This is a genomic window from Porphyromonas crevioricanis (assembly GCF_900167225.1).
Taxonomy (GTDB): Bacteria; Bacteroidota; Bacteroidia; order Bacteroidales; family Porphyromonadaceae; genus Porphyromonas; species Porphyromonas crevioricanis.
This window is the reverse complement of the sequence record NZ_FUXH01000004.1, coordinates 73,610-98,508: the sequence shown is the minus strand read 5'-3', so window position 1 is coordinate 98,508 and position 24,899 is coordinate 73,610. Positions and strand designations below refer to the sequence as shown.

The 24,899-nt window shown below is 43.3% G+C and carries 22 protein-coding genes, 1 tRNA gene and 1 pseudogene; 19 read left to right on the top strand and 5 right to left on the bottom strand.

The window, feature by feature from the left end:
- The first annotated feature begins 130 nt into the window (after positions 1 to 130).
- From B5D48_RS03580 to B5D48_RS03530, 11 genes are all read left to right on the top strand, one after another.
- On the top strand, positions 131 to 877 hold the full coding sequence (locus tag B5D48_RS03580; protein ID WP_023939443.1) for an MlaE family ABC transporter permease: 747 nt from the start codon (positions 131 to 133) through the stop codon (positions 875 to 877).
- A gap of 60 nt (positions 878 to 937) precedes the next feature.
- On the top strand, positions 938 to 1,669 hold the full coding sequence (locus B5D48_RS03575; RefSeq protein ID WP_023936728.1) for an ABC transporter ATP-binding protein: 732 nt from the start codon (positions 938 to 940) through the stop codon (positions 1,667 to 1,669).
- Positions 1,670 to 1,801: 132 nt separating this feature from the next.
- Entirely contained in the window at positions 1,802 to 2,611 is an 810-nt protein-coding gene (locus B5D48_RS03570) for a cell division protein FtsX (RefSeq protein WP_023939442.1), read from the top strand.
- 56 nt (positions 2,612 to 2,667) lie between these two features.
- The gene (locus tag B5D48_RS03565) at positions 2,668 to 2,913 is read left to right on the top strand and encodes a DUF3098 domain-containing protein (protein WP_023939441.1); all 246 of its coding nucleotides are present in this window, start codon (positions 2,668 to 2,670) and stop codon (positions 2,911 to 2,913) included.
- Positions 2,914 to 3,030: 117 nt separating this feature from the next.
- Positions 3,031 to 3,867 carry an undecaprenyl-diphosphate phosphatase gene (locus B5D48_RS03560; protein ID WP_023936722.1) on the top strand — a complete coding sequence of 279 codons (837 nt, stop codon included), beginning with the start codon at positions 3,031 to 3,033 and terminating at the stop codon, positions 3,865 to 3,867.
- A gap of 23 nt (positions 3,868 to 3,890) precedes the next feature.
- A complete protein-coding gene (gene truB, locus B5D48_RS03555; RefSeq protein WP_023936720.1) occupies positions 3,891 to 4,637 on the top strand; it encodes a tRNA pseudouridine(55) synthase TruB in 747 nt (248 codons plus the stop codon).
- A gap of 42 nt (positions 4,638 to 4,679) precedes the next feature.
- Entirely contained in the window at positions 4,680 to 5,729 is a 1,050-nt protein-coding gene (gene queA, locus B5D48_RS03550; protein ID WP_036889546.1) for a tRNA preQ1(34) S-adenosylmethionine ribosyltransferase-isomerase QueA, read from the top strand.
- A 69-nt stretch (positions 5,730 to 5,798) separates the two neighbouring features.
- Positions 5,799 to 6,317: a 2-amino-4-hydroxy-6-hydroxymethyldihydropteridine diphosphokinase gene (gene folK / locus B5D48_RS03545; RefSeq protein ID WP_023936716.1), complete on the top strand. Its 519-nt coding sequence runs from the start codon at positions 5,799 to 5,801 to the stop codon at positions 6,315 to 6,317.
- A 177-nt stretch (positions 6,318 to 6,494) separates the two neighbouring features.
- Positions 6,495 to 7,847: a lipopolysaccharide biosynthesis protein gene (locus B5D48_RS03540; RefSeq protein WP_234985394.1), complete on the top strand. Its 1,353-nt coding sequence runs from the start codon at positions 6,495 to 6,497 to the stop codon at positions 7,845 to 7,847.
- On the top strand, positions 7,834 to 9,147 hold the full coding sequence (locus B5D48_RS03535; RefSeq protein WP_023936713.1) for a hypothetical protein: 1,314 nt from the start codon (positions 7,834 to 7,836) through the stop codon (positions 9,145 to 9,147). The genes B5D48_RS03540 and B5D48_RS03535 overlap by 14 nt, the downstream gene beginning before the upstream one ends.
- Before the next feature lie 4 nt (positions 9,148 to 9,151).
- Positions 9,152 to 10,279 (top strand): glycosyltransferase family 4 protein, encoded by a 1,128-nt coding sequence (locus tag B5D48_RS03530; protein WP_042120192.1) that lies wholly within the window; start codon positions 9,152 to 9,154, stop codon positions 10,277 to 10,279.
- A 35-nt stretch (positions 10,280 to 10,314) separates the two neighbouring features.
- Here the strand turns inward: B5D48_RS03530 and B5D48_RS03525 are convergent, their stop codons facing one another.
- From B5D48_RS03525 to B5D48_RS09210, 5 genes and pseudogenes are all read right to left on the bottom strand, one after another.
- Positions 10,315 to 11,022 carry a phosphatase PAP2 family protein gene (locus B5D48_RS03525; protein WP_023936709.1) on the bottom strand — a complete coding sequence of 236 codons (708 nt, stop codon included), beginning with the start codon at positions 11,020 to 11,022 and terminating at the stop codon, positions 10,315 to 10,317.
- A gap of 344 nt (positions 11,023 to 11,366) precedes the next feature.
- Entirely contained in the window at positions 11,367 to 14,912 is a 3,546-nt protein-coding gene (gene nifJ / locus B5D48_RS03515) for a pyruvate:ferredoxin (flavodoxin) oxidoreductase (protein ID WP_023938426.1), read from the bottom strand.
- Positions 14,913 to 14,987: 75 nt separating this feature from the next.
- Positions 14,988 to 16,175: an AAA family ATPase gene (locus B5D48_RS03510; protein ID WP_042120527.1), complete on the bottom strand. Its 1,188-nt coding sequence runs from the start codon at positions 16,173 to 16,175 to the stop codon at positions 14,988 to 14,990.
- A 290-nt stretch (positions 16,176 to 16,465) separates the two neighbouring features.
- A pseudogene (locus B5D48_RS09380) lies at positions 16,466 to 17,107 on the bottom strand (integrase core domain-containing protein); the annotation flags it as partial.
- Between the two features lie 957 nt (positions 17,108 to 18,064).
- A complete protein-coding gene (locus B5D48_RS09210) occupies positions 18,065 to 18,181 on the bottom strand; it encodes a DUF4372 domain-containing protein (RefSeq protein WP_234985397.1) in 117 nt (38 codons plus the stop codon).
- Positions 18,182 to 18,485: 304 nt separating this feature from the next.
- On the opposite strand from B5D48_RS09210, the gene B5D48_RS03485 reads away from it, so the two are divergent.
- From B5D48_RS03485 to B5D48_RS03450, 8 genes are all read left to right on the top strand, one after another.
- Positions 18,486 to 18,560 (top strand) — tRNA-Pro (locus B5D48_RS03485).
- 122 nt (positions 18,561 to 18,682) lie between these two features.
- The gene (gene aroC / locus B5D48_RS03480; RefSeq protein ID WP_023938702.1) at positions 18,683 to 19,792 is read left to right on the top strand and encodes a chorismate synthase; all 1,110 of its coding nucleotides are present in this window, start codon (positions 18,683 to 18,685) and stop codon (positions 19,790 to 19,792) included.
- A gap of 22 nt (positions 19,793 to 19,814) precedes the next feature.
- Entirely contained in the window at positions 19,815 to 20,525 is a 711-nt protein-coding gene (locus B5D48_RS09350) for a DUF4271 domain-containing protein (protein WP_023938701.1), read from the top strand.
- A complete protein-coding gene (locus B5D48_RS03470; RefSeq protein ID WP_023938699.1) occupies positions 20,510 to 21,271 on the top strand; it encodes a uroporphyrinogen-III synthase in 762 nt (253 codons plus the stop codon). The genes B5D48_RS09350 and B5D48_RS03470 overlap by 16 nt, the downstream gene beginning before the upstream one ends.
- Positions 21,272 to 21,356: 85 nt before the next feature.
- Positions 21,357 to 21,749: a ribonuclease P protein component gene (locus B5D48_RS03465; protein ID WP_036888783.1), complete on the top strand. Its 393-nt coding sequence runs from the start codon at positions 21,357 to 21,359 to the stop codon at positions 21,747 to 21,749.
- Between the two features lie 3 nt (positions 21,750 to 21,752).
- Positions 21,753 to 22,013, top strand: a complete 261-nt coding sequence (gene yidD / locus B5D48_RS03460) for a membrane protein insertion efficiency factor YidD (protein ID WP_023938696.1) — start codon at positions 21,753 to 21,755, stop codon at positions 22,011 to 22,013.
- 18 nt (positions 22,014 to 22,031) lie between these two features.
- Positions 22,032 to 22,691 (top strand): TatD family hydrolase, encoded by a 660-nt coding sequence (locus B5D48_RS03455; RefSeq protein WP_023938694.1) that lies wholly within the window; start codon positions 22,032 to 22,034, stop codon positions 22,689 to 22,691.
- Between the two features lie 115 nt (positions 22,692 to 22,806).
- Positions 22,807 to 24,861: an acetate--CoA ligase family protein gene (locus tag B5D48_RS03450; protein WP_023938693.1), complete on the top strand. Its 2,055-nt coding sequence runs from the start codon at positions 22,807 to 22,809 to the stop codon at positions 24,859 to 24,861.
- The last annotated feature ends 38 nt before the right edge of the window (positions 24,862 to 24,899 follow it).

Here is a 24,899-nt window from a genome sequence, read left to right as displayed (position 1 = left end):
AACAAGTCGAAGGTGCTTCTCTCGACACTTCTTTTCCTGATTGTTTCTACCACAAAAGACCCAAGAAAAGAACTCTTGAGCTGTCTTCTGCTCTTTGTCAAACACTCCTAATAGTACTACCTTTGCGCCTATGAGACAGAAAGCATTACAACAAATAGGAGAGTATACCATCCTAATGGGGCGCACTTTTGCTTTGCCTCGCAGGTGGAGTATGTTTTTCCGACAATTGATACGTGAGATATATAAGCTTGGTGTCGATTCGGTGTGGATTGTTGTGATCATCTCTTTCTTCATAGGCACTGTAATTACTATTCAGCTGTCTATTAACATGACTTCTCCTCTTATCCCTCGTTTCACCATAGGTTATTCTACTCGAGAGATCATATTGTTGGAGTTTTCTTCTTCTATCATGTGTCTCATATTGGCAGGGAAGGTTGGTTCGAATATAGCCAGTGAGCTTGGCACGATGCGTGTGACAGAACAGGTTGATGCAATGGAAATTATGGGCATCAATTCCGCCAATTTTCTTATTCTGCCCAAGATATTAGGATTGATGCTATTTATCCCGGTGTTGTCTATAATCAGCATGGGAATGGGAATTATAGGGGGATATTTGGCTTGTGGACTTGTGGATAATCTTTCACCAAGTGACTTTGAATTTGGTTTGCAGTTATTCTTCAATCCTATTTTTGTGCTCTACTCTATTATTAAGTCTGTGGTATACGCTTTCATAATCAGTTCCGTGGCGAGCTTTTTCGGGTATACAGTAAAGGGAGGAGCCTTGGGGGTTGGAAAAGCCAGTACAGATGCAGTGGTTAGTACTAGTGTATTAATATTACTCTTCGATGTGTTGCTGACCAATATCTTGCTTACCTAGAATTGTGACCTTTCCGGGGAGCTTGCAAAACTTATTTAGTCATCTATCAGTGGGGAGTTCATGATCGAGGTAAAACAATTAGTCAAAGTATTTGAGGATAGAACTGTCCTCGACGGCCTGAATATAACTTTTGAGACAGGTAAGACCAACTTAATAATAGGCCGAAGTGGGGCAGGGAAGACCGTCCTGCTCAAGTGCGTCATAGGCTTAATAGAACCGACATCGGGGGCTGTACTGTATGATGGCCGAGATTTGGTGAAGATGCAGAAATCTGAATTACTTAATCTTCGCAGGGAGGTCGGTATGCTCTTCCAAGGGTCTGCTTTGTTTGATAGCATGACAGTAATGGAGAATGTTCTCTTTCCGATGGAAATGCTTTCTAAGATGAGCAAAGCTCAACGTAAGGATAGAGCCACGGATTTGTTGGAGCGAGTTGGTCTGATTGACGCCCGCCATAAGTACCCGAGTGATATATCGGGAGGGATGATGAAACGTGCTGCTATTGCCAGAGCATTAGCACTCGAACCTCGCTACCTATTTTGTGACGAACCCAATTCCGGTTTGGATCCAAAAACCTCTATTACGATAGACGAATTGATACATGGTCTGACGGCTGAATTTGGGATAACCACGATAGTCAACACGCATGATATGAATTCTGTACGTAAGATTGGCGACAAAATCATTTTCTTGCGCAAGGGCAAGAAGGAATGGGAAGGAAGCAGTGCAACCATAGACGAGACCGACAGCCCTGTATTGCTGAGTTTTATCAATGCAGCCAAAATGGCCTGAAAGGAGTCTTGATTAGAATGAATCTCATTTCTGATCCCTATCTAAATCGAAATAAGACAAATGACAAAACATAAAAAGACCCGTTCAAAAGCATTTTATCATACACATCTGTTATGTATTATCAGTATTGCTATGGTATTATTCATTGTCGGCTGCTTAGGCTTGGCAGAGATTGCTGGTAATGCGATCCGGAAAGAAGTAGAGGAGCAAATAGCTTTCAATATACTGCTCAAAGAAGGGAATTCGGATGAGGAGAATAAGGCTCTCTGCACCAAAATGGAACGAGAGCCGTTTGTGCAACGAATTCGATACATCTCAGCCAACGAAGTAGCCGAGGAATTAGGGAAAGAATTGGGCGAAGACCCTGTAATGGTATTGGGCTACAATCCATTGCAACCGCAGATGCAAGTCTATGTAAAGTCCGAGTATGCACATCCGGACAGTTTGCCAATCGTGGACACCAAAATTAGGGCTTGGGACAGCGTAGAGAGACTCTCCTACAGACAAGATCTATTCCACACCGTACATACTAAGATCAAGGCCACAGAGCGCATATTGCTCATACTGGCTATTGTTCTTCTTATCATCAGTTTTATACAGATCAACAATACTACCCGTTTGCTTATTTACAGCAAGCGTTATCAGATACGCACTCTTTCTCTTGTAGGGGCTTCTGCAGCTTTTATCCGACGCCCATTTGTTTGGCACAGTGTTTTCGATGGTCTGTTTGGTGCCACCTTAGCCTGTTTGCTCCTACTCGCAGCCATTTTTGCTCTGGACAAATACCAATTACCGATGTTATGGAATTATCTTCCTCTTAGAGATCTGGGGATGCTTGCTGTAACTCTGCTGATGATTGGCAGCCTTGTATCTGCATTCACAGCATACAGAGCTGCCAGACGCTATGTGCGTATGGATGGCAGTAAAATGTATTTGATATAAGCCTCCTACTCTTTTGTTGGGGAGGATATTCCAGATTATTAACTAACGAAATACTTATGTTGTACAACAAGAAGAATTATCTGCTCATGTTAGTCTCAGTTCTGCTGATAGTATTGGGTTTTGTGCTGATGTCGGGAGGAGCGCCAACTGATGGTGTTAGTTTTAATCCCGAGCTTTTTTCCACACGTCGCATCGTGATAGCCCCTATTGTCTGTGTCGCAGGCTTTAGTCTCATGGCTTATGCTATTATGGCAAAGCCATCTTCCGATTCATCGAGGAAAAACACCGAGAGACCAGAATAAGTATATTGTTGAAAGAAGTTTCATTTTTAGACAAATAATCTATACATGACCCATTTTCTTTCTCAAGAAAGATGGAGTCGTGTGTAGTGATGTTTTCACATTCGTAATCTTAGGATTATGACAGTTTTGCAGTCAATAATCTTAGCCATAGTAGAGGGGCTTACAGAGTTTCTACCGGTTTCTTCCACTGGTCACATGGTTTTAGCTGAGGGCCTCATGGGAATGGAGTCAGATAGCTACACAAAGGCTTTTACAGTGATTATCCAGTTCGGAGCCATGCTTTCTGTTTTAGTCTTGTATTGGAGACGGTTCTTTGATTTTAGGCCTCTTCCGGGAATGACACAGCCGGTCCTTCGTATGCTTAGTCGCTTCCGTTTCTATGGGTTGCTCCTTTTAGGAGTCTTACCTGCAGCAATATTAGGGCTACTATTTGAGAAATACATAGACCATATGCTTGGGAGTGTACTGGTTGTAGCTTTGATACTTTTATTGGGAGGTGTATTTATGCTTTTTGTAGATAAGATGTTTGCTTCATCCAACTCCTCCAAGCCGACTCCTCGTTCAGCCCTTATTATAGGCCTTTATCAATGTTTGGCCATGGTGCCAGGAGTGTCACGCTCCATGGCTACTATTGTGGGGGGAATGCAACAGGGACTATCCAGAAAGGCAGCAGCAGAGTTTTCTTTTTTTCTGGCTTTACCAACAATGTTGGGAGCAACATTGCTAAAGATTTACAAGCTGTACAAAGAAGGAGGGCAAGAGATATTTATGCAGCATATGGATACTCTCTTGATCGGTAACATCTTGGCTTTCATTGTTGCATTGTTAGCTATCAAAGGCTTTGTTTCTTTTCTTACCAAATATGGATTTCGTGCATTCGGTTACTACCGTATTGCTATGGGATCATTGATATTGCTACTCATGCTTTGTGGTATACCTCTCAATTTGCAATAGGGTTTGTTTACAGGACTTTTTCGATGGATAATATAAAAGATCGCAAGTGGCATCTGACAGAAGATGGTGAGGTTTTACTTTTCGATAAACCCTATCGATGGACTTCATTCGATCTTGTCAATAAGTTCAGATATTGGGCTTGCCGGAGACTTGGGGTCAAGAAACTCAAAGTAGGTCATGCCGGTACTTTGGACCCATTGGCTACCGGATTGATGATCATTTGTACCGGGCGTTGTACCAAACAACTTGATACTCTGCAACAAGGGAAAAAAGAATACATAGCTACACTTAAGCTTGGGCAGACAACTCCAAGCTTTGATCTGGAGACAGAGCCAGATGCAGAATATCCTACAGAGCACATTACCGAGCAGTTAATCTCTGAAGTATTGCCAAAGTTTGTGGGGATCATAGAGCAGACTCCTCCGGCTTATTCCGCTATCAGAGTAGATGGGAAAAGAGCTTATGCTCTGGCCAGAAAAGGTCGAGAAGTGAACCTTAAGCCTCGTTTGTTGGTTGTCGAAGAAATAGAGCTCCTATCGACTGATTTGCCCGAAATAATAATCCGGGTGGTTTGTTCCAAGGGAACTTATATACGGGCTTTAGCTCGAGATATAGGCGTAGCATTAGGCAGCGGTGCTCATCTAACTGCTTTGAGGCGCACTCGTATTGGTGAATACCGTATAGAAGATGCATACCCGATAGAACTGTTGGATGAGCTGCTTAAACGGTACGTAGAACCTCTCCCAAAAGAAGAGAAAGACGGCAAATAAGACAAAGAAAAATATCGCAGACCAAAATACAGAATAAAGCATATGAAACTATCGATGTTTAAGTTTAAGCTCCCAGAAGAGCTGATTGCCAAGTATCCTGCACGTTTTAGAGATGAGTCTCGAATGATGGTGTTGCATCGGGCTACGGGGGAGATCGAACACAAGCAGTTTTCCGATATCATAGATTATTTCGACAAGGATGATGCTTTTGTATTCAACAATACGAAAGTTTTTCCTGCTCGCATCTATGGCAATAAGGAAAAGACAGGAGCTAAGATAGAAGTCTTCTTGCTGCGAGAGCTCAATGAGCAACAAAAACTGTGGGACGTCGTGGTAGATCCGGCTCGCAAGATAAGGATCGGAAATAAGCTTTATTTCGGTGAGGATGACAGCCTAATTGCTGAGGTAATTGATAACACGACCTCACGTGGCCGCACACTTCGTTTTCTCTATGATGGACCTCATGATGAGTTCAAAAAAGTCCTTTTCGATTTTGGAGAAACTCCGATCCCCAAGTATTTGGATCGAGAGGCAGAGCCAGAAGATGAGGAGCGTTTCCAGAGTGTTTTTGCCCAAGAAGAAGGAGCTGTAATTGCTCCGGCAGCAAGCCTACATTTTAGTAGACAGCTCCTAAAGCGTTTGGAGATCAAAGATTGTCGCTTTGCATACCTCACAGTGCACAATAGCTTGGGCAACTATCGAGAGATAGATGTGGAAGACCTCTCCAAACACAAGATGGAAAGTGAGCAAATGTTTGTTGGAGCAGAAGCTTGCCAAGTGATAAACAAGGCCAAAGATGGTGGGCATAAGGTTTGCGCTGTTGGGACCTCGATTTTGCGAGCCATGGAGACGGCTGTGAGTACAGATGGGCACATCAAGGAATTTGAAGGCTGGACAAACCTTTTCATATTCCCTCCCTACAACTTCTCTTTGCCCAACGCCATGATTAGTAACTTCAATATGCCATACTCTATCTTATTGATGATGACAGCGGCCTTTGGTGGGTACGAACATGTGATGAATGCCTATGATGTTGCCATCAAAGAGAAATATCGCTTTGGTGTATATGGGGATGCGCTATTGATCATCTAAATACAGAAAAAGGATGTACACTTACACCTCTTTCGTCTCTGCGAGGGAGGTGTATGTTTTCTAAGCTATATGAGTACACTTTGTTTAGGGTTGGGGAGCAATATAGGGGATAGACTGAATTTTTTGTCCCAAGCTGTAGGCTATGTTCGTGAATACGCAGATGGCCTCATTGAGGTTTCTTCGGTATATCGCACGCAGCCGTTGGATTTTGACACTCCCAATTATTTTCTCAATGCCGTCGCACTCGTATACACAGAGCGTAGCCTGATCGATTGGCTCTACTTTACGCAAAAGGTGGAGCGAGAGATGGGGCGAACAGCCAAGAGTGTAAACAAAAAGTATTCGGACAGAATAATAGACATAGATCTACTTTTGTATGACAGGCAAGAATGGCACGTATGTTCGCCTCAAACGTTATTTATACCTCATCCTGAGATGCACAAAAGAGCATTCGTCCTTTACCCATTGGCAGAACTCTTTCCTGATTGGGTTCATCCGTCGTTGGGGTATCGAGTTGTTGAGTTGCGAGATACGCTCGACCGTCTGTCTGATGAAAGACCGGTATTGATAAAAGACTTCTCTTTGTAGTAACCTACCATGGGGATTGTAATTCGTCAAAGTATCAAAGGGACAGCGGTGACTTATTTGGGAGCACTCATCGGCTTCTTTTCGACTTTTTTTATACAGACACGTTATTTATTGCCAGGAGAAATTGGTTTGTTACAAGTCCTCTTACAAGCTGCCACTCTAGTTTCAAGCTTTGCGATGATGGGACTCAACTCTTCAATTTATCGTTTCTATCCTTACTTTCGAAATTCAGGAGAACAGACAAGAGCTTCCTCCGAAAGAGATAATGGCTTCCTTTTCTATGCTTTGCTCATTTCTTTGGTGGGCTTAGTAGTTATCATTCCTTTGTATTATCTACTGAGAGGACCTATTTGTGATATGTACATGGACAATAGCCCGGAATTTGTCCAATACTTTCATTGGGTCGTGCCATTGGTGGTTTTCCTCCTGTTTTGGCTGGTTTTTGAATTATATGCCGTACAGCTGATGCGCATAGCTGTCCCGAAATTGATCCGAGAGATCATACTCCGAGTCTTGCTTGTCGGGACCTATTTGGTTTACGCACTTGGTTGGGTCAGCTTTCCGATCATGGTAGGTATATACATATCCTGCTATGGCTTTTGTATGCTCCTTTCTATTGCTTATATCGGCCGTCTTGGCAGTCTGTCTCTAAAACACGATTGGAGCTACATTACCCCTGAATTAAGATGCAATTTCCTACGCTACACTTTTATCTATGTATCAGCTTCGATTGGGACAAAGCTAGGTAGCCAACTCGGATTATTTATGGTCGGAGCTTTGGACGCCGGAGGAATGGATAGTGCCGGCATCTATTCGATTGCCTTTTTTATGGTAGCAGTCGTAGAAATACCATCCAGGTCGATGCTCAATATTGCATCTCCAATCATGGCTGATTCCATGAAAAGGGAGGATTTGTCTCAAGCCAATCACTTGTTCAAAAGGGTAGCTTTGCATCAGGTACTAGCCGGTGGTTTTATTTTTCTCTTAGTCCTATTCAATATTGATAGTATCTACGCGATTCTGCCCAATGGAGCAAAATATATTTCTGGTAAATCGGTCTTTCTGTTTTTGGGTCTGGCCAAAATGCTGGAGATTACATTTAACTATGGCAATTCGTTATTGAGTTGTTCGAAATATTACCACTGGAACCTATACTATACACTCGGGGTTACCCTTCTGGGTGTCCTCTGGCAAGTGTTACTAATCCCAATATTGGGGATATCAGGTGCCGCAATTGCCACTCTTATCACCACGGCCCTGAGCTACTTTGTACAACAATTGATGATTTCTCTGAAGATGAAATGCAGTCCTTTTTCTAAGGACTTATTTGTTTCTCTTTGCATCTTTACGGCAATGTGTGCAATCAACTATGTTGTTCCCTGCATGTCTAATCCTTGGATTGACATACTGGTACGCTCTTTGCCAATAGGATTTTTCGGTTTGTGTGCGATCTATTTTAGTGGGATTAGTCCGGAAGCTAAGTCTGTAGTAGATCGTCTCCTTAAATGTAAAAATCATGGCAGGACTTAGCCATTTTACCTCTTTCCTCTATAAGATCTCCCCTCCAAGGGTACAGTATGTGATAACTCAGACGAAAGCCTGGCTTAGGGAGCGATTAGTCGATCCCAGACATTTTAGACAAGTTCGGCGGGATGTTGATCTTTTATACAGACAATTAAAAGGAAAGAGCCACTACCGGGTCCTATTTATTGTTTCCGTAGCAGCTCAGTGGAAGCAAGGGATATTGTTTCGCTTGTTAGAGCAAAATGCTCATTTTGAACCTGCTATTTTGCTCACTCCATATTCTGAAGAGCTAACCCCGGCAGTAATAGACAACTATCAAACCTCTTTGGCCAAGCTAAAAGAGAAGGGCTATACTCCTATCGAAGCTCTATCTCCTGATGGGCAGTTACTCAATATAGCCAAGCAATGTCCGCCTGATTTGATCTACTACATCACTCCCTACGATGTGTTACTGCCCAAGCAGTACCGCATGTCATCCACCTATAAGCACAGCTTGATTTGTTATTCCCGTTATGGCTATGTGCTTGATACAAGGGCAGAGTGGCACAAAATTCGCAATTTTGGTTACTGCTGGCAATTATTTCTCAGCTCCAAGATAGACTCCGATCTCTATCAAAGGCACTCTCTTTTCGGAGTGGAAAATGGATATGCTTCCGGTCCTCTGATTTATGACGAAATAAGAGAAGCTCTCCCTAAAAAAGAAAACCACGAAGATTTACCTCTGGTAATTCTAGCTCCTCACCATTCTATTGAATCATGGGGCTTTGCCTTGTCAAACTTCTTACGTCTGTCTGATTACTACTTATCGCTACCGCATCGCTTTGCTGGCCGTTTGCGATTTGCATTTAAGCCACATCCTCACCTGAAAGCAAAGTTGTATCGCCATTCTCAATGGGGTAGAGAACGCACGGATGAATACTACAAATTTTGGGATGAATCTGAAGGATGCTATCTGGAATTAGGACCCTATGCCGATTTGTTTGCTCATTCGGCTGCTATGGTGCACGATTGCGCAGCCTTTTCTGTGGAATACCTCCTAACCCAACATCCCGTGCTGTTCATTCGTCGTAACCATCGCCTTCCTCCAAAGCTCAATGAGATAGGTAAGCTCGCATACCAACTACACCAATTGGCAGATTCAGAAGAACAGATCGATCGCTTTTTGGAATCCGTGGCCGAAAAGAGAGAAGTAGAAAGCTCCGAATTATGGGACTCGTTTCGTCACTTAGTATTGCCTCATACAGAAATATCCATAGCTCAATCAATTATGTCTCGTCTAAATGAGCTATTAAATCCGGCTTCGTAAATCCATGAAACCACGACTATTGATCATACATCGAGCCTTGGCTCCCTACCGAATAGAACTTTTCAACGAACTATACAACCGCTTTGATGCACATATTTATTTTGAATATCCATCTCCTTTTGAACAGCAATTTAATGATGCTGAGCTGCAAAAACGAATACATTTCTCTTACAGAATTCTCTCTTGTCCACGCCATGCTCCGGCAAATTTCAGATCTCAACTTTTTTCTTTAATAAAAGACCTTCGTCCACAATTGATCTTGTGTAGCGAGATCAACCTGATCACAGCTATTCTGTTTGTCTGTAAGAGTTTATATACCAAAGCACCGCTGATTAGTTTGGTGGATGACAATCTGACTCTATCCGATAAACGAAAGCAAAATATTCTCAAGAATTTTTCTATCCACCTCGCTGACGGTTTGATCTGTTGTGACCCACGTGTAACGAATGTCTATACTCAGCAGTATCGGTTACCTTGTCACTATCTGCCTATTGTTCAGGATGAACAATTTATTCATACCCAATTGCTCCAAGCATTGCCTCAAGCCAAGCAAATACGAGCACAGTACACCTTGTCCGAGAAAGATCGAATACTGCTCTTTGTAGGTCGCCTGGCTGAAGAAAAAAACTTACCGGCATTGATCTCTGCGTTTTCTCAATTAGCACAAAGCTATCCTCGTTGGCATTTGCTTTTGGTCGGGGATGGGCCACAAGTCAAGGATTTGTCGACTTTGGTAGAAAAAGAGAAATTATCGAAAAGGATACATATCGTTGGGAAGAAAGAAGGCACAGACCTATATGCTCATTATGCAGCGGCAGACTGCTTTGTATTGCCAAGCAGTAGAGAGCTATTCGGAGCAGTCACCTGTGAGGCTCTCATGTCTGGTCTCCCTTCGTTGGTGTCTACTGTTGCAGGAAGCGTGGGGCTAATCAATCAGAATAATGGAGAAGTTTTTTCTCCATTTGAGACAAATGATCTCACCCGATCCTTGAGCCGGATGTTGAGTTGGATAGAGGCCACTTCTCTCTGGCAGGCTGAAATAAAACCATCGCTTATGCCCAAAACATTCTCTCGTTATATGGAAGAGCTGGAGGAATATCTGTTGAGCTTCTTACAGAAGGAAGAAAGGTAGATACAAGAGGAATAAAGTTAGTTGATTTCGAGATTTTATGAAGCAATACGCATAGCCATCTTCATTACTGCATACGATGCAGATGCTGTAAAGAGTAGAAAAAAAAGCAGCACAAAAACCCATGAACGAAGGATTGGAGCAAAGACCCGGCTCGGAGGGGTTGTTCGTGCTCCTGGGATCCACCTAAATCGTAGTTTGGAATAAAGCCAATAGGTAAACCAACCGATTAGAAGTCCAATGGCAGCACCGGGTAGTACATCTGTGATAAAGTGAACTCCTATGTATATGCGACTGTAAGCTATGAGAGTAGCCAAGAAGAAAATAAGTACACTATACCTTTTGTCTCTGAAGAGTAGAGACGTGAACATGGCTAGAGAAAAATAATTCGCTGAATGTCCCGAAACAAAGCCATATAAAGCACCACGATATTCATAAACGATCTTGACCAATTCTTTGATTTCCGGAAAATGCGTCGGCCTCGGACGCATAAAGTATGGCTTGATGATATGAGAGGTAAGTTGATCGCAAACAAGGAGAGAAAAAAGCAAGGCAATAAGTACTAACACAGCCTCTTTTGCCGGTTGCTTGTAGAACAAAAGCATCACCAACAATACCCAAACCCCTATCCATGTATGTGTCGAAGTAAATAGATAGAAGAATGCATCGGTGTAGGGAGTATGCATACTATTTAGCCAAAGAAAAACCTCTCGCTCCATTTCTACAAGCTGATTCAGTACAGACATTTTATTTCAGAGTAGAGTAGTTATTGAAAAAAGTCCCCATCATAGCTACCCGGTGAAAGAGGGTGGGGATTTTCCCTCTGTACGGTGTCTGCAATGACAAGACAAAGGTAAAAAAGCCTCCTGAATCTTCTGATTGTAAGAGTTATATTTTGAAATACTAAATTCTGCTACCAAACACTCCAGAATCTGACTACCATAAAAAAACTGATAACTGTGGAGAGAGAAGGGATCTTCTCTCAGGTAGATAAAAAAAAGCAGAAGGCTACTCCTTTTCGGAGTAGCCTTCTGCTTTTTTGAAGAGAAAGAGGGGAGAGCCTCCTTCTCTCTGGAGGTATTTACATAGATCAGTTTTCTTCCTTCTGCCAATTGGAGGCTTCCAAGCGTTTGTAGTTACGATATCTCCATTGTGCATTCTCAAGTGCTGCTTGGAATAGCTCATCGGCTTCTTGTGGATACATCTTGGCAACAGAAGCGTAGCGAACCTCTCCTTTGAGATAATCCTTAAACAGTTCCCACTTAGGTTCTGCACTATCCAGCTGGAAGGGGTTCTTACCTTCGGATTCCAGTTGAGGATTGTATCTCCACAGATGCCAGTAGCCACATTCGACGGCATTCTTTCCTTCTGCCTGAGTCTTACCCATGCCGGCTTTTATACCATGTGATATACAAGGCGAATAGGCGATAACGAGTGACGGTCCATCATAAGCCTCTGCTTCTCTGATTGCTTTGAGAGTCTGAGCCTGATTCGCCCCAATTGCAATCTGAGCTACATAGACATAACCATAGGTAGCAGCAATCATACCAAGGTCTTTCTTTCTCACACGTTTACCACCGGAGGCAAACTTGGCAATGGCTCCGATAGGAGTACTCTTTGAGCTTTGTCCTCCAGTATTAGAATACACTTCAGTATCGAGTACTAATACATTGACATTCTTACCCGAAGCCAATACATGATCCAGACCGCCGAAACCGATGTCGTAAGCCCAACCATCACCACCAATAATCCATTGAGAATGCTTGATGAAGTGGTCTTTGAGAGACAATAATTTCTCCACAAGATCATTATCCTTGGCTGCTTCCAATTCGGGTACGATAGCATCGTACAAAGCTTTGCAGCGAGATGCATCGGAGATGTTTTCAATCCACTCAGAGAGCAAACATTTGATGTTTTGTCCTATCATCTCATCTTGCAAAGCCTCATTGGCTACGTTTAGCAGACGGCTACGGAGGGTTTCTTTTGCCATATGCATACCGAGACCAAACTCAGCATTGTCTTCAAACAGAGAGTTAGCCCAAGCCGGTCCTTCCCCTTTCTCATTTGTGGTGTATGGAGTAGAAGGAGCACTAGCAGAGTATATAGAAGAACAACCGGTTGCATTGGCAATCATCTGGCGACTTCCGAAGAGCTGAGAGAGCAACTTAACATAAGGAGTTTCGCCACAGCCGGCGCAGGCTCCACTATATTCGAAAAGAGGTTGTGAGAACTGAGAGTTTTTGACATTGGCAGTGATATCTACCAAATGAGCTTTGCTACTTACCTGAAGGAAAGCCTTATCCCAATTCTTTTGTTCCTCAAGCTGGGTCTGGATAGGCACCATCTCTAATGCCTTTTCTCCCTTACGGCCCGGACAAACGTCTACACAGTTGCCACAGCCCATACAGTCAAGTACATTGACCTGAATGCGGAAGTCCAAGCCATCAAATTGCTTACCGATAGCTTTGATTGTAGGTATGCCGGTCTTCTGTCGCTCTTCGTCATTGAGCAAGAATGGACGAATCGTAGCGTGAGGGCAAACGTAAGCACACTGGTTACATTGGATACAGTTGTCACTGTTCCACACTGGAACGAAAGGAGCTACTCCTCGTTTTTCAGAGGCTGCCGTACCGCTGTCCCAAGTACCGTCTTCACGACCATAGAAAGCCGATACGGGGAGTTCATCTCCTGCTTGAGCATTGACTACACGTACTACATTGTGCACAAAGTCAGTGTCATGCTCGTGACGTATTTCGAGTTCATCCGGAAGGTTGATCCATTCGGGATCAACTTTGACCTCCACCACTTCTGCACCGCGATCTATAGCTGCATAGTTTTTATTGACCACTTCTTCTCCCTTACGTCCATAACTCTTGACGATGAATTTCTTCATTTGTTCTACAGCCAAGTCATATGGGATTACTCCGGAGATTTTAAAGAAGGCAGATTGCAGAATAGTGTTGGTACGATTGCCCAAACCGATTTCCATGGCGATTTTTGTTGCATCAATGATGAAGAAGCGTATCTTATGCTTAGCCATGTATTTCTTCACTTTCACTGGAATGTTGTCAGCCACATGTTCTGCATCCCAAGGTGAGTTTAGCAAGAACGTACCATTGTCTCTTAAGCCTTTGAGTACTTTATACATTCTCAAATAAGCCGGTACATGGCAAGCTACGAAGTTAGGGGTCACCACAAGGTAGGTCGACCGGATTGGTTTATCTCCAAAGCGCAGGTGAGAGCAGGTGAATCCTCCGGATTTTTTGGAGTCGTAAGCGAAGTATGCTTGGCAATACTTATCCGTATTGTCCCCAATAATCTTTACAGAGTTCTTGTTGGCTCCTACTGTACCATCCGCTCCAAGACCAAAGAATTTAGCTTCGAAATAGTCACTCCCTAATTGGATATCTTCTCCCATTGGTAGAGAGGTGAAAGTCACATCATCTACAATCCCTATGGTGAAGCGATTTTTTGGTTCGTTAAGTTTCAGGTTGTCAAATACGGACATAATCTGAACCGGAGTCGTGTCTTTGGATGACAAACCATAGCGTCCACCTACGATCAGAGGAGCATTTGGTTGGTTGTAATAGCAGTCTTTAACATCAAGGTAGAGGGGCTCTCCATTGGCTCCCGGCTCTTTCGTACGATCAAGTACAGCAATGCGCTTCACGGTCTCGGGCATAGCAGCAAGGAAGTGCTTAGCACTGAAAGGACGATAGAGATGTACAGACAGCAGCCCCACTTTCTCCCCCTGAGACATTCTCAAGTCTACCACTTCACGGATAGCCTCGGTTACAGATCCCATGGCGATGATCACGTGTTCGGCATCTTTATCTCCATAGTAGTCAAAGAGGTGGTACTTACGCCCCGTTACTTTAGCTACCTCATCCATATAATGCTGTACAATCTCTGGAACAGCATCGTAGAAGCGATTGGAAGCTTCGCGTGACTGGAAATAAATATCAGGATTTTGGGCTGTACCTCGAACTACTGGATGCAAAGGAGAGAGGCCACGATTACGGAACTCGTTTAAAGCATCCCAGTCTATGAATTGGGCTAAATCCTCATTGTCGAGGGCTTCAATTTTCTGTATCTCATGCGAGGTGCGGAAGCCATCGAAGAAATGGATGAAAGGAATTCTTGAACGAATCGTAGACAGGTGAGCTACTCCAGCCAAGTCCATAACTTCCTGCACGGACCCTGTACACAATTGAGCAAAACCTGTAGATCTGGCAGACATCACGTCTTGGTGGTCTCCGAAAATAGATAGAGCTTGTGCTGCCAATGCACGTGCAGATACGTGGAATACACAAGGCAATAACTCCCCGGCTATCTTATACATATTGGGGAGCATCAATAGCAACCCTTGAGATGCGGTGAAAGTAGTGGTAAGGGCTCCAGCCTGGAGAGATCCATGCACAGCTCCGGCCGCTCCGGCTTCACTCTGCATCTCTTCAACTACTACTCTTTCTCCGAAGATATTTTTCCTGCCCTGTGCAGACCACTCATCTACATATTCAGCCATGGTAGAAGATGGCGTAATGGGGTAGATAGCGGCTACTTCACTAAACATATAAGCCACGTGAGCAGCAGCTTGGTTGCCGTCACAGGTTAGATATTTCTTTTCGCGTGCCATTTGATAGTGATTAATTTGGATTATTAATTCTTGATCTTTTCTTTTTTATTGTGCGTAAAATCTCCACAGGATCTCTTAATAGAGGAAGCCAAAGAGCCATAATGGGATTACTTTTTCTTTCCCCACTTCGATGTTTGCCACAGCTGTATATTGACGAGGTTTAGATTTGCGAATACCCTCCTGATCTGTCTGGACAGAGTAGGAGTATTCATTGTCGAGCAAAAAGTCTATTCCGTTTTGTTTGGGAACAGACACATCGTGTCGCACCTTAACTTGATTGAGGAAAAATGTGGCATAAGTTTGGGCATCGAAAGCTGTTTGCGGATTCAATACAAAACAAAGATTAGGGTTATGGAGATAGTATTTCGATGGCTTTTTTTGAGAGTTGTCTCCTGATTTGTAGAGTAAGTTTACCAGACGAGCATCCGCCAGATACTGCATGTAATTGCCGACCGTAGCACGAGACAACTCAAGAGTTTGGGAAAGTTTTGAAACATTTGGCCAAGCAGGGGCTTCCATTGACATCAGGTAGAGCATTCGGCGCAGTTTATGCAAAAAACGCTGATCTATCTGACGAATAAGTAGGACATCGACCTCCAGCATCATATTGATTGCTTTGAGCAAATTTTCTGAGTAGTTGTGTTTCTCCAAAAAGAAAGGATAGTGGCCATGATGGATGAAATCATTGAGCCATAGGGCTGGGTGAGCTTTGCTCACTATTTCTCTAGCAATTTCCTCGTGTTGCTGTTGAATTTCCGAAAGTTTCAGTACAGGAAATTTATGTCCTGTCATTTGATATAGAAATTCGCGGAAAGAAAAACCATTTAAGGTATAAGGTTGACAGATACCCCTAAGTTGTTCATTTTCTTCTTTCAGGCGCATTACAGTTGAACCTGTAAAAACAATCTTAAGAGAGGGGAAATGCTCATAGCAATAACGAAGTTCTTCCGACCAATTGGGGTATTTGAATACTTGATCCAAGAGTAAAACCTCGCCTCCGTCCTTTACAAACTGCTCAGCGAAGCCTATGATACTCATTTCGGAGAAACAAAACTGATTGAGGTTAGCATACAGGCAACGTCTGTCATCTATTTGATAATGTTCGGCTGCATAATCCAGCAAGAAGGTCGTCTTACCAACACCTCTGGCTCCTTTGATGCCGATAAGATGCTTGCTCCAGTCTATTTCATCCATCAGTCCCCGGCGAAGAGAGGAGTGACTGTTACTAAGCAAGTAACGGTGTGTTCTATGCATGTGGTCCATTGCCGACTACCTAATTGTTGCTACAAAGGTAGAACTAAATTTTATCGAAATGCAAACTGCTGTTTGCAAAATCAGCAATAAAAAAAGATAATCTCTGGTGATTTTTTCTCCCCCTCTCCAAAAAAGTTGTGCTGTCTTTGTAACAAATAGATAGGAGTATAGGAATAATTGTATGACGTGTACTGAAAAAAGTTGACAGTTGGCGTGCTTGTTTTTTATTAGCTGTTTACACACACCTTTCTTACTTCTGTTTTGGGTTTACACCTGCCGACTCAGACTCCTCAAATGGTTTACACTGGCAAATTTAGCCCTTTGCCTGGGATTCTCATCTTAGCGTACAATTTAGGAGCGATTTCCAATTTCTCTTCCACACTCGGGACGAGCAGGTTGTGTGCTCTGTTTTGATGAATCTGCATCGGTGTCAAGCCTCCATGAGCTTGGTGTCGATGCGCCTCATTATACATCAGCACCACCCGTGCCATGGCCTGCTCCAGTGTTTGCATTTCCTCGGAAATGAACCACGAGTTCTTGAGCGTATTGTTCATCCGCTCGGCTAAAGCATTATGCAGTGGATCACCAGTCTGAGTCATACTGACACGGTACTATTGCGCCTTAAGAAGATTTGTGTACTCCCAAGAAGCATATTGCACTCCTCAGTCGCTGTGATGAATCATACCCCTCGGGTTTACATTCTGTTCTCGATAAAAACTAAACACCTGTTTTAGAAGTATTAAGAGTTCTGAGCTTGCATTTATAGTAAGCCTGACGGCTGAAGCTAAGCAGTCCGCAGAGGGGAGCCACCGGCTGAGGTTGCTCCGACTCTGAGAAACGCTGAACTACTTGTCTGCGGAGTTTTTTCTTATCTCAATACTGTAGGTCTCTTCTGCCAGGTCGACAAGTATCTTATTATTGGTATCCGATAAAACTTTTCGAAAGCATAAAAAGGTATAGTTAAGCCCATAAATCAGCTCCTTTGGAGTCTTTTTGTTTCTGTAAGCCCCTTTTTTCTTGCACTTCAGAACGAGAACCTGTTTTGGTATTCTCTTACCTCTTGTGGTGGCAAGAGCATGAGATTGTTTCCAAAAAGCTCTCCTAAGAGATTGACTATTCGGCTGTCCGATTAAATAGAACGACAATATACTTTGATGAAAAGGAGAAATTCTCTTAGAAAGAGAATAGTTGGTTATTTCTTAGAATAGCAACCGGTAAAAAGAGAATGATAAGTCTCGAAAAACTTTTATCGGACACCAATAGTATCTTATAGGCCTTATGCCCCAGTTCTTCTCTTTTGAGTTTCACCTTGAGGGAGCGATTCTCTTGACGGAGTTGCGCTAACTCTTCCTATTCGCTCATGCTGAGCCTGCTCTCTTCTTTACGTTTCGGTTTCATACAATCTTGGGCTTGAGGTTTGTCCGATAAACTAAATTTACGAAGCCAAGAGGGAATAGGCCCTCTGGACAAGCCATATCTGTTCTGTATGGCATACTTACTGAAGGAGGTACTGAGGTACCCTTCCAAGATCCGAAGACGTTCGGAATTGCTGAGATGTTTGGACATAATGTTTTTGATTGATAGCACGCCAAACTGTCAACTTTTTTCAGTACACGGCAGGGGCAGGAAGATGATGAAAAACATTCGACAGATTCTGATCGACTCGAGATCCAGGAAGAATACTTCAGTGGTGTGATCAAAGCAAGTATGCGATAAACAAGAAATAAGGTCTCTCGCATGGTAATATTAATCAATAGCTACATAAATTTACCCTTTGATGTGAACATCAAGAGACAATAAAAGAAAAAAAGATTCCTGCACGGGTCATTCAAGAAGAGAAAAGAAAAAAGAAGAACTTCAACGACTTCGAAAAGAGGATCGTAGTCCTAAAGCCCAATTTAAGCGAGAAAACTTGAGTCATGCAATATTCCTGAGTGGTTGAGATTGCCGTTGGCAGAATTGAGACCATTGGAAATATCTCTTACAGAGTCGCAGCTTGAGAATTGGCTGAACATCATACTAATAAACTGATTTCAAGCATTGTAGCCTTTGCAATGTTTATCTGTGCTAGACTCTCGAATAATCCTTTTCTCTTGGCAGTTTACTGATGGCTTGCGCGAAGAGTATTACATTCGTCATAAGAGTGAGGGGAGTTGGACTCTCTTTACGGAGGTGCCATTTTGTTCCTTAGCTCTACTTCCTTTTTTTGATGGGGGTATCAAAACGTTTAGGACAACATTGGTAGGGAACTGCAAATGGAAAAACATAACGTACCGTATTTGGATGTATGAGAAATATGTCTACCTTTGCATCCGTATTCGGGGTGTAGCTCAGCCCGGTTAGAGTACACGTCTGGGGGGCGTGTGGTCGAAGGTTCGAATCCTTTCACCCCGACGAATACAAGCACCGAGTGTACGGTTTTGCCCTGCTTCGGTGCTTTTTTGCATCTATGAATTTCCCGATATGGAGTGTCTGGATTTGGCTACTTTTGTGCAAACTATAGAGATATATCTCTGATGAACACTTTCGGTAATATCTTTCGTTTGACCAGTTTTGGGGAAAGTCATGGTAAGATAATTGGAGGGGCAATAGATGGTTGTCCGGCCGGTTTACGTATAGATGGAGACTTTGTCTCCGAACTAATGAGTAGACGTAGTTCTGGGCAATCCAATCTGACCACACCTCGGAAGGAGCCTGACAGCGTTGAGTTTGTGTCTGGTTTGAAGAGAGGGTATACAACCGGAGCCCCTTTGGCCTTCTTAATACCCAATATTGATGTTAGGAGTGGGGATTATGAAGATATAGCAGAGGTATTCCGTCCGGGACATGCCGATTACACATATCACAGCAAATATGGTGGATATCAGGAGATTCTAGGAGGAGGACGAGCTTCGGCAAGAGAGACTGCTGTGCGCTGTGTGGGAGGGGCAGTTGCATCTATTCTATTGCATGAAATAGGGGTAGACCTCGCAGCCTTTATATCCCGAATAGGAAGCATAAGCATTTCCAATCAGGATCGAGAAAAGTTATTGTGTATGGATATTGCACAACTAAAGATCCTTACTACAGCTTCAGCCACATACTGCCCACTTCCTGAATTGGACTTGGCCATGGGAAAGGTGTTGCTTTCTGCTAAAGCAGATGGAGATAGTCTAGGTGGGGTCGTAGAATGTATTGCAAAAGGAGTCCCGGTCGGTTGGGGAGAACCCATATACTCCAAATTGGAATCTATGTTGGCAGCAGGAATGATGAGTATCAACGCTGCACGAGGTTTTGAGATTGGAGATGGCTTTTCGCTTGCTTCTATGAGAGGCTCTCAAGCAAATGATGCTTATGGCATAGGTAGTCATGGTCGGGTTTCTTTTCTGAGTAACCATTGTGGAGGAGTACTGGGAGGGATCAGCAGTGGTAGCCCTATTTTTTGTCGTGTGGCTTTCAAACCAACTCCCACGATTGCTCTACGACAGTCTACCGTAAGCCGCAACGGTCAGGTACGTGTTTTACAGGCAAAAGGTCGACATGATCCCTGTGTTGCCATACGAGCAGTAGCTGTGGTGGAGGCTATGGCTGCTTTGGTTTTGGCTGATGCTTATCTCATGAGTAGGGCTTCGGCTCTGTTGGGCTGAAAGAATAAAGTAGGAACGAATCATGTGGAATTTATTTTGGGTTGGACAACCGATTGTAGACATCGTTTACGTGACTATCGCCATTCAGCTTCTGTTGATCGGTATAATGGTGTGGCATATACCTGAGATCTTCCGATTGAGTCTTTCCTCTTTATGGGCAGGCAAAGAGAAAGACCTTCATACCTATCTCCTCCGGCATATGCCATTTGCTTCATTTTCTATTTTGACTTTTGTTCAGACGAGTATAAGTGGAGCTTTTGTAACATGGCTCATATTGCGTAAATATGGTATTTGTACGATTTGGGAGGTAGGAGAATTTTATTTCCCTTTGTTAATTTTGGGAGTAGTGATATTGACTCTATCAATTCGCTTGCTCTCGTATCGGCTGTGGAAATGGTTGTTTCTGCCTTTGCATAGGTTGGATTATTCTTCTCTCAGGTATATCTTGTGTTCCTGGTTTTGGTCGGTTTCTTTATCTTTTTGTTCTTTGTTGTTCTTATTGCCTTGCCCTGTACATATTTGTGGCATAACAGTTTTGAGTTTATTCCTCTTGTGGAGAATTGCTGTTATAATCTTTTCAGCCCGGGATTTAAGAGTGGCTGGCTTATGTCAGGCACATGTTTTTTTGTACCTTTGCGCCCACGAAATTCTGCCATATGCCTACTTGTCAGTGGCTATTATGGGAGGGATGTTGAATAGCGAAATGCAAGAATTTTTATGGCAACAGGTATAAAGAAAATCTTGGTCTCTCAACCGAAACCTCTTACGGGAAAATCTTCTTATTACGATGTAGCAGAGAAGTATGGTGTTGAAATTGTATTTCGTCCTTTCATTCAGGTAGAATGTGTTTCAGCCAGGGAGTTTCGAGATCAGAAAGTAAATATACTGGAACACACGGCTATCGTTTTTACAGCTCGGACAGCTATAGACAAATTTTTCAGTCTACTGGAAGAACTCAGGCTCACGATGCCAGAGACTATGAAGTATTTCTGTGTGAGCGAGTCTGTAGCTGTCTACTTGCAGAAATACATTGTATACCGCAAGCGTAAGGTTTTCTTTGGGGCTTCTAATGAGATTGCGGATTTGGTGACAGTTATCAAAAAGCACAACAAGGAAAAGTATTTTATTCCTGTGGCAGAGGAGCATAAGGAAGATTTATTAGATATGCTCAGAGCAGCAAAAATCCAGTTCGACAAGGCAATTATGTACCGAACTGTAAGCAACGATTTTGCTGAGGATGAGCGTCTGGATCATGATGTGCTTCTTTTCTTCAGTCCTTCAGGTGTTTCTGCGTTGAGGAAGAACTTCCCGAATTTTGACCAAGGAAGTATTCGTATTGGAGCCTTCGGTCCCTCTACGTGCAAGGCCGTAGAGGAGGCTGGGTTGAGATTGGATATTTCAGCTCCCACTCCAGAGGCCAAATCGATGCCCATGGCTTTGGAGTTGTACCTATCTCAATTTATTAAAAAGGCTAAATAAAATTGTTTAAAGGAACCCGAACGAAGAGAGAAAGGCAAAGCTTTGCTCTTTGTGGCATAAAGATTTACTCTCAATCGCACCCTCCATGTCTAACTCCTCGTATTCGCTATCTAAGGCAGAGCGGCTGTATTTACGAGAGCAAATAGCCGATCTCCACCGGAAAGGGAAATCTTTTGTAGCCTATCCTTTGAGAGTGGTGTGGTTGGTCTGTCCGATACAAGAAGAAGTTCCTCCTCTGCGGATGTTGGTCTCTGTTGCTAAAAGACGTTTTCGCAGAGCTAACAAAAGAAATAGAATAAAACGCTTAGTACGAGAGAATCATCGTTTGAGGAAGCTCGAAATATCAGAATTCCTTAGTGACCATGGCCTGCAGTTGGATTTGGCCTATATGATGGTAGGAGAACAGTTACCCTCTTTCGATGAAATAGGCAAAGCTGTAACTAGAGCATTGAACCGAATACAAAAAGAGTTAGTGTAGACGATGCGACTGATTCCTTTTTTATTGAAACTTTTTGAGATAGCCAAGATATTCCTTACGCATGTATTGAGTCTTCCAATCTATTTCTATAGAGGAGCTATTTCCCCTCTTTTGCCTCCTTCTTGTCGTTTTACTCCCACTTGTTCGACCTATGCATTAGAGGCCCTTCGCAAATACGGTCCATTTAAGGGCTTGTATCTGTCTATACGTCGTATCTTCCGTTGTCACCCCTGGGGAGGAAGTGGGTACGATCCTGTGCCCTGATTCTTACTTTTTCCCAATATGTATTTTGATATACACACCCATCTATCAAAGAGAAAAACTCCTTTTTCGATAAGCTCCTATGATGTTGGAGAGATATCCTTTTCCACACTGCCTGTTTTCCCTTTCAGCTTAGGGTTTCATCCTTATTACTTGGAACGAGAGCCAACCATAGACCAAAAGAAATTATTCGTTCGTATGGCGACATCAAGATCTTGTGTGGCCATCGGAGAATGTGGTCTGGATAAGTGTGTAAAGAGTGATTGGGATCTTCAGATAGCAGTCCTGCGATTTCAACATAAAGTATCAGAGGATTTGGCCAAGCCTATTATTCTTCATCTTGTAAGAGCTTGGTCAGATCTGTTTTTTCTTCACAAAGAACTTAGGCCGAAACAACCATGGATTGTACATGGTTTTAGGAAGAATATTACTCTGGCAAAGCAGCTGATCGACAGGGGTATATATCTGAGTTTTGGGGTTAATTTCTCCGTTGAAAGTTTACGATTGGCATATTATTCCAACCGACTGCTGGTGGAGTCGGATAACTCTGGGCTACCCATAGAACAGATATATCTCAGTCAGAGTGAAGCTCTGAACATTCCTATCGACATCTATTGTAAGCGGGTACGCTTGTCCATTTCAGAGCTTTGGCCTTCTTTGCTTTCTCCTACCTTCTTCTGAGGAATTAGACATTTCTTCTTCTCATCCATCCTTTGAGATTATTTTACTAATATTACGAGGCTGAAAAGGAGATTTTCAGCCTGAAAGAAAGCGAACGAAAATATTATGTTGCATTATGATAGCCAAACAGTTGATCCACCCGCAATCCATCGCTATTGTCGGAGCTTCTGACGATTATTCAAAACCAGGAGGACGAGTACTTAAAAACCTTATAGAAAGTCATTTCCCCGGACGGCTGGTCCCAGTCAATCCAAAATCAGAAGAGATTCAAGGACTGAAAACCGTTTCTTCGATTACTGATTTGCCACCAATAGATCTTGGAATATTAGCCATACCGGCACGTTTTTGTCCGGACACTGTGAGGGAACTTGTTGTAGAAAAAGGAGCTAAAGGAATTATTATTTTCTCGGCTGGATTCTCTGAATTGGGCATTGAAGGAAAGACCATGGAGAGAGAGATTGCCGAAATTGCAAATGCTCATGGAGCTACAATTATAGGCCCCAACTGCATTGGTATGATGAATACATTCCACAGCTCGGTTTTTACAGAACCAGTACCCATTCTCAACTCTCACGGCTGTGAACTGGTTTCAGGATCTGGGGCTACTTGTGTGTTTATCATGGAGTCTGCTTTATGTAGAGGGCTAAGTTTTTCTTCTGTCTATTCGGTTGGTAACGCGGCACAGACGGGTATCGAGGATGTACTTGCTTACCTTGATGAAGCCTATATCTCAGGACAATCTTCTTCTACTTTACTGCTCTATATCGAGAGTATTTCCAAACCCGCCATGCTTTTGGAACATGCCCGATCTCTTGTGGAGAAAGGCTGTCATATAGCAGCTATAAAGGCAGGCTCTTCTGAAGCTGGCAGTAGAGCTGCAGCATCCCATACAGGAGCTATGCTCAGCTCAGATATGGCTGTAGAAGCTTTGTTAAACAAGGCTGGAGTCATTCGTTGCTATGGCAGGGAAGAGTTGTGCTCAGTAGGAGCTGTCCTACAACACAAACCTCTTCGGGGGAACAGGCTTGCTATTATCACTAATGCCGGGGGGCCAGGGGTAATGCTTACGGATGCTTTGTCTAAGATAGGGATGTCGGTACCTTCTCTCTCCGATACTGGAGCAGAGCGTTTACTCTCTGATTTGTTTGATGGCTCTTCCGTTGCCAATCCCATAGATATTTTGGCCACAGGTACCCCTCAACAGTTGGAAATCTGCATAGACTATTGTGATAAAGAGGCCCAGGAGGTAGACGGCATTATCATTATATTTGGTAGCCCGGGCTTGCGTTCTCTGACAGATGTCTATGAATTACTCCTGAAAAAGCAAAAGAGCTGCAGAAAACCTTTGTATGTAGTGATGCCTTCGGTGCTCAATACAAAGTCTGATATGGAAGAGTATGTACGGAGAGGTGGATTGTTTTTCCAAGACGAAGTGGGCTTGGCCCAAGCTTTGTCCAAAGTTTACCACAGCCATGCTCCCAACAAGACTCAACTGGCTTCTTTACCTCAACTTGATGAAATACGAGCTTTAGTAAATAGAAATGCATCGGGTCTGCTCCCAACCTCGGAAGCTCTTCATTTGCTCGATTTGTCCGGTATAAACCGTCCTCAGGAGGCTATCGTGACATCTGCAAAGGCTGCCGTGGAAAAGGCCAAAAGTATTGGCTATCCTCTGGCAATAAAAGTAGTCGGTCCGGCTCATAAATCGGAGCTTGGCGGTGTAGCTCTAGGTATAGCTGATCCTGTCACCGTTGAAACAACTTATGAACGTATGATGAGGATAGAAGGAGCCGAAGGTGTGCAAGTTTCGGAGATGATCGATGGTGTAGAGGTCATGATCGGAGTAAAAAAAGAAGGAGCTTATGGCCACCTCATCACTTGTGGTTTGGGAGGGATATTTGTAGAGGTCATGAAGGATATACAAGTAGCTCTGTCCCCCTTAAGTTTTGAGGAAGCTCTTGGCATGGTAGGGCGACTCAAGTCTTATCCTATCATCAAGGGGATAAGGGGGAAGCAGGGGATAGACGAAGATTTGATTGCTCGTACTTTATGCCAAGTCTCTGCTTTAGTTGCAGCAGCCCCGGAAATTGAAGAAATGGATATCAATCCTTTAATAGGTAGAGGGGAAAGGCTTGTTGCTGTCGATGTAGTGGTAAAACTGCAGAAATAACTTCTCTCTGAGAACTAAAGATGAAACAATAAACACAA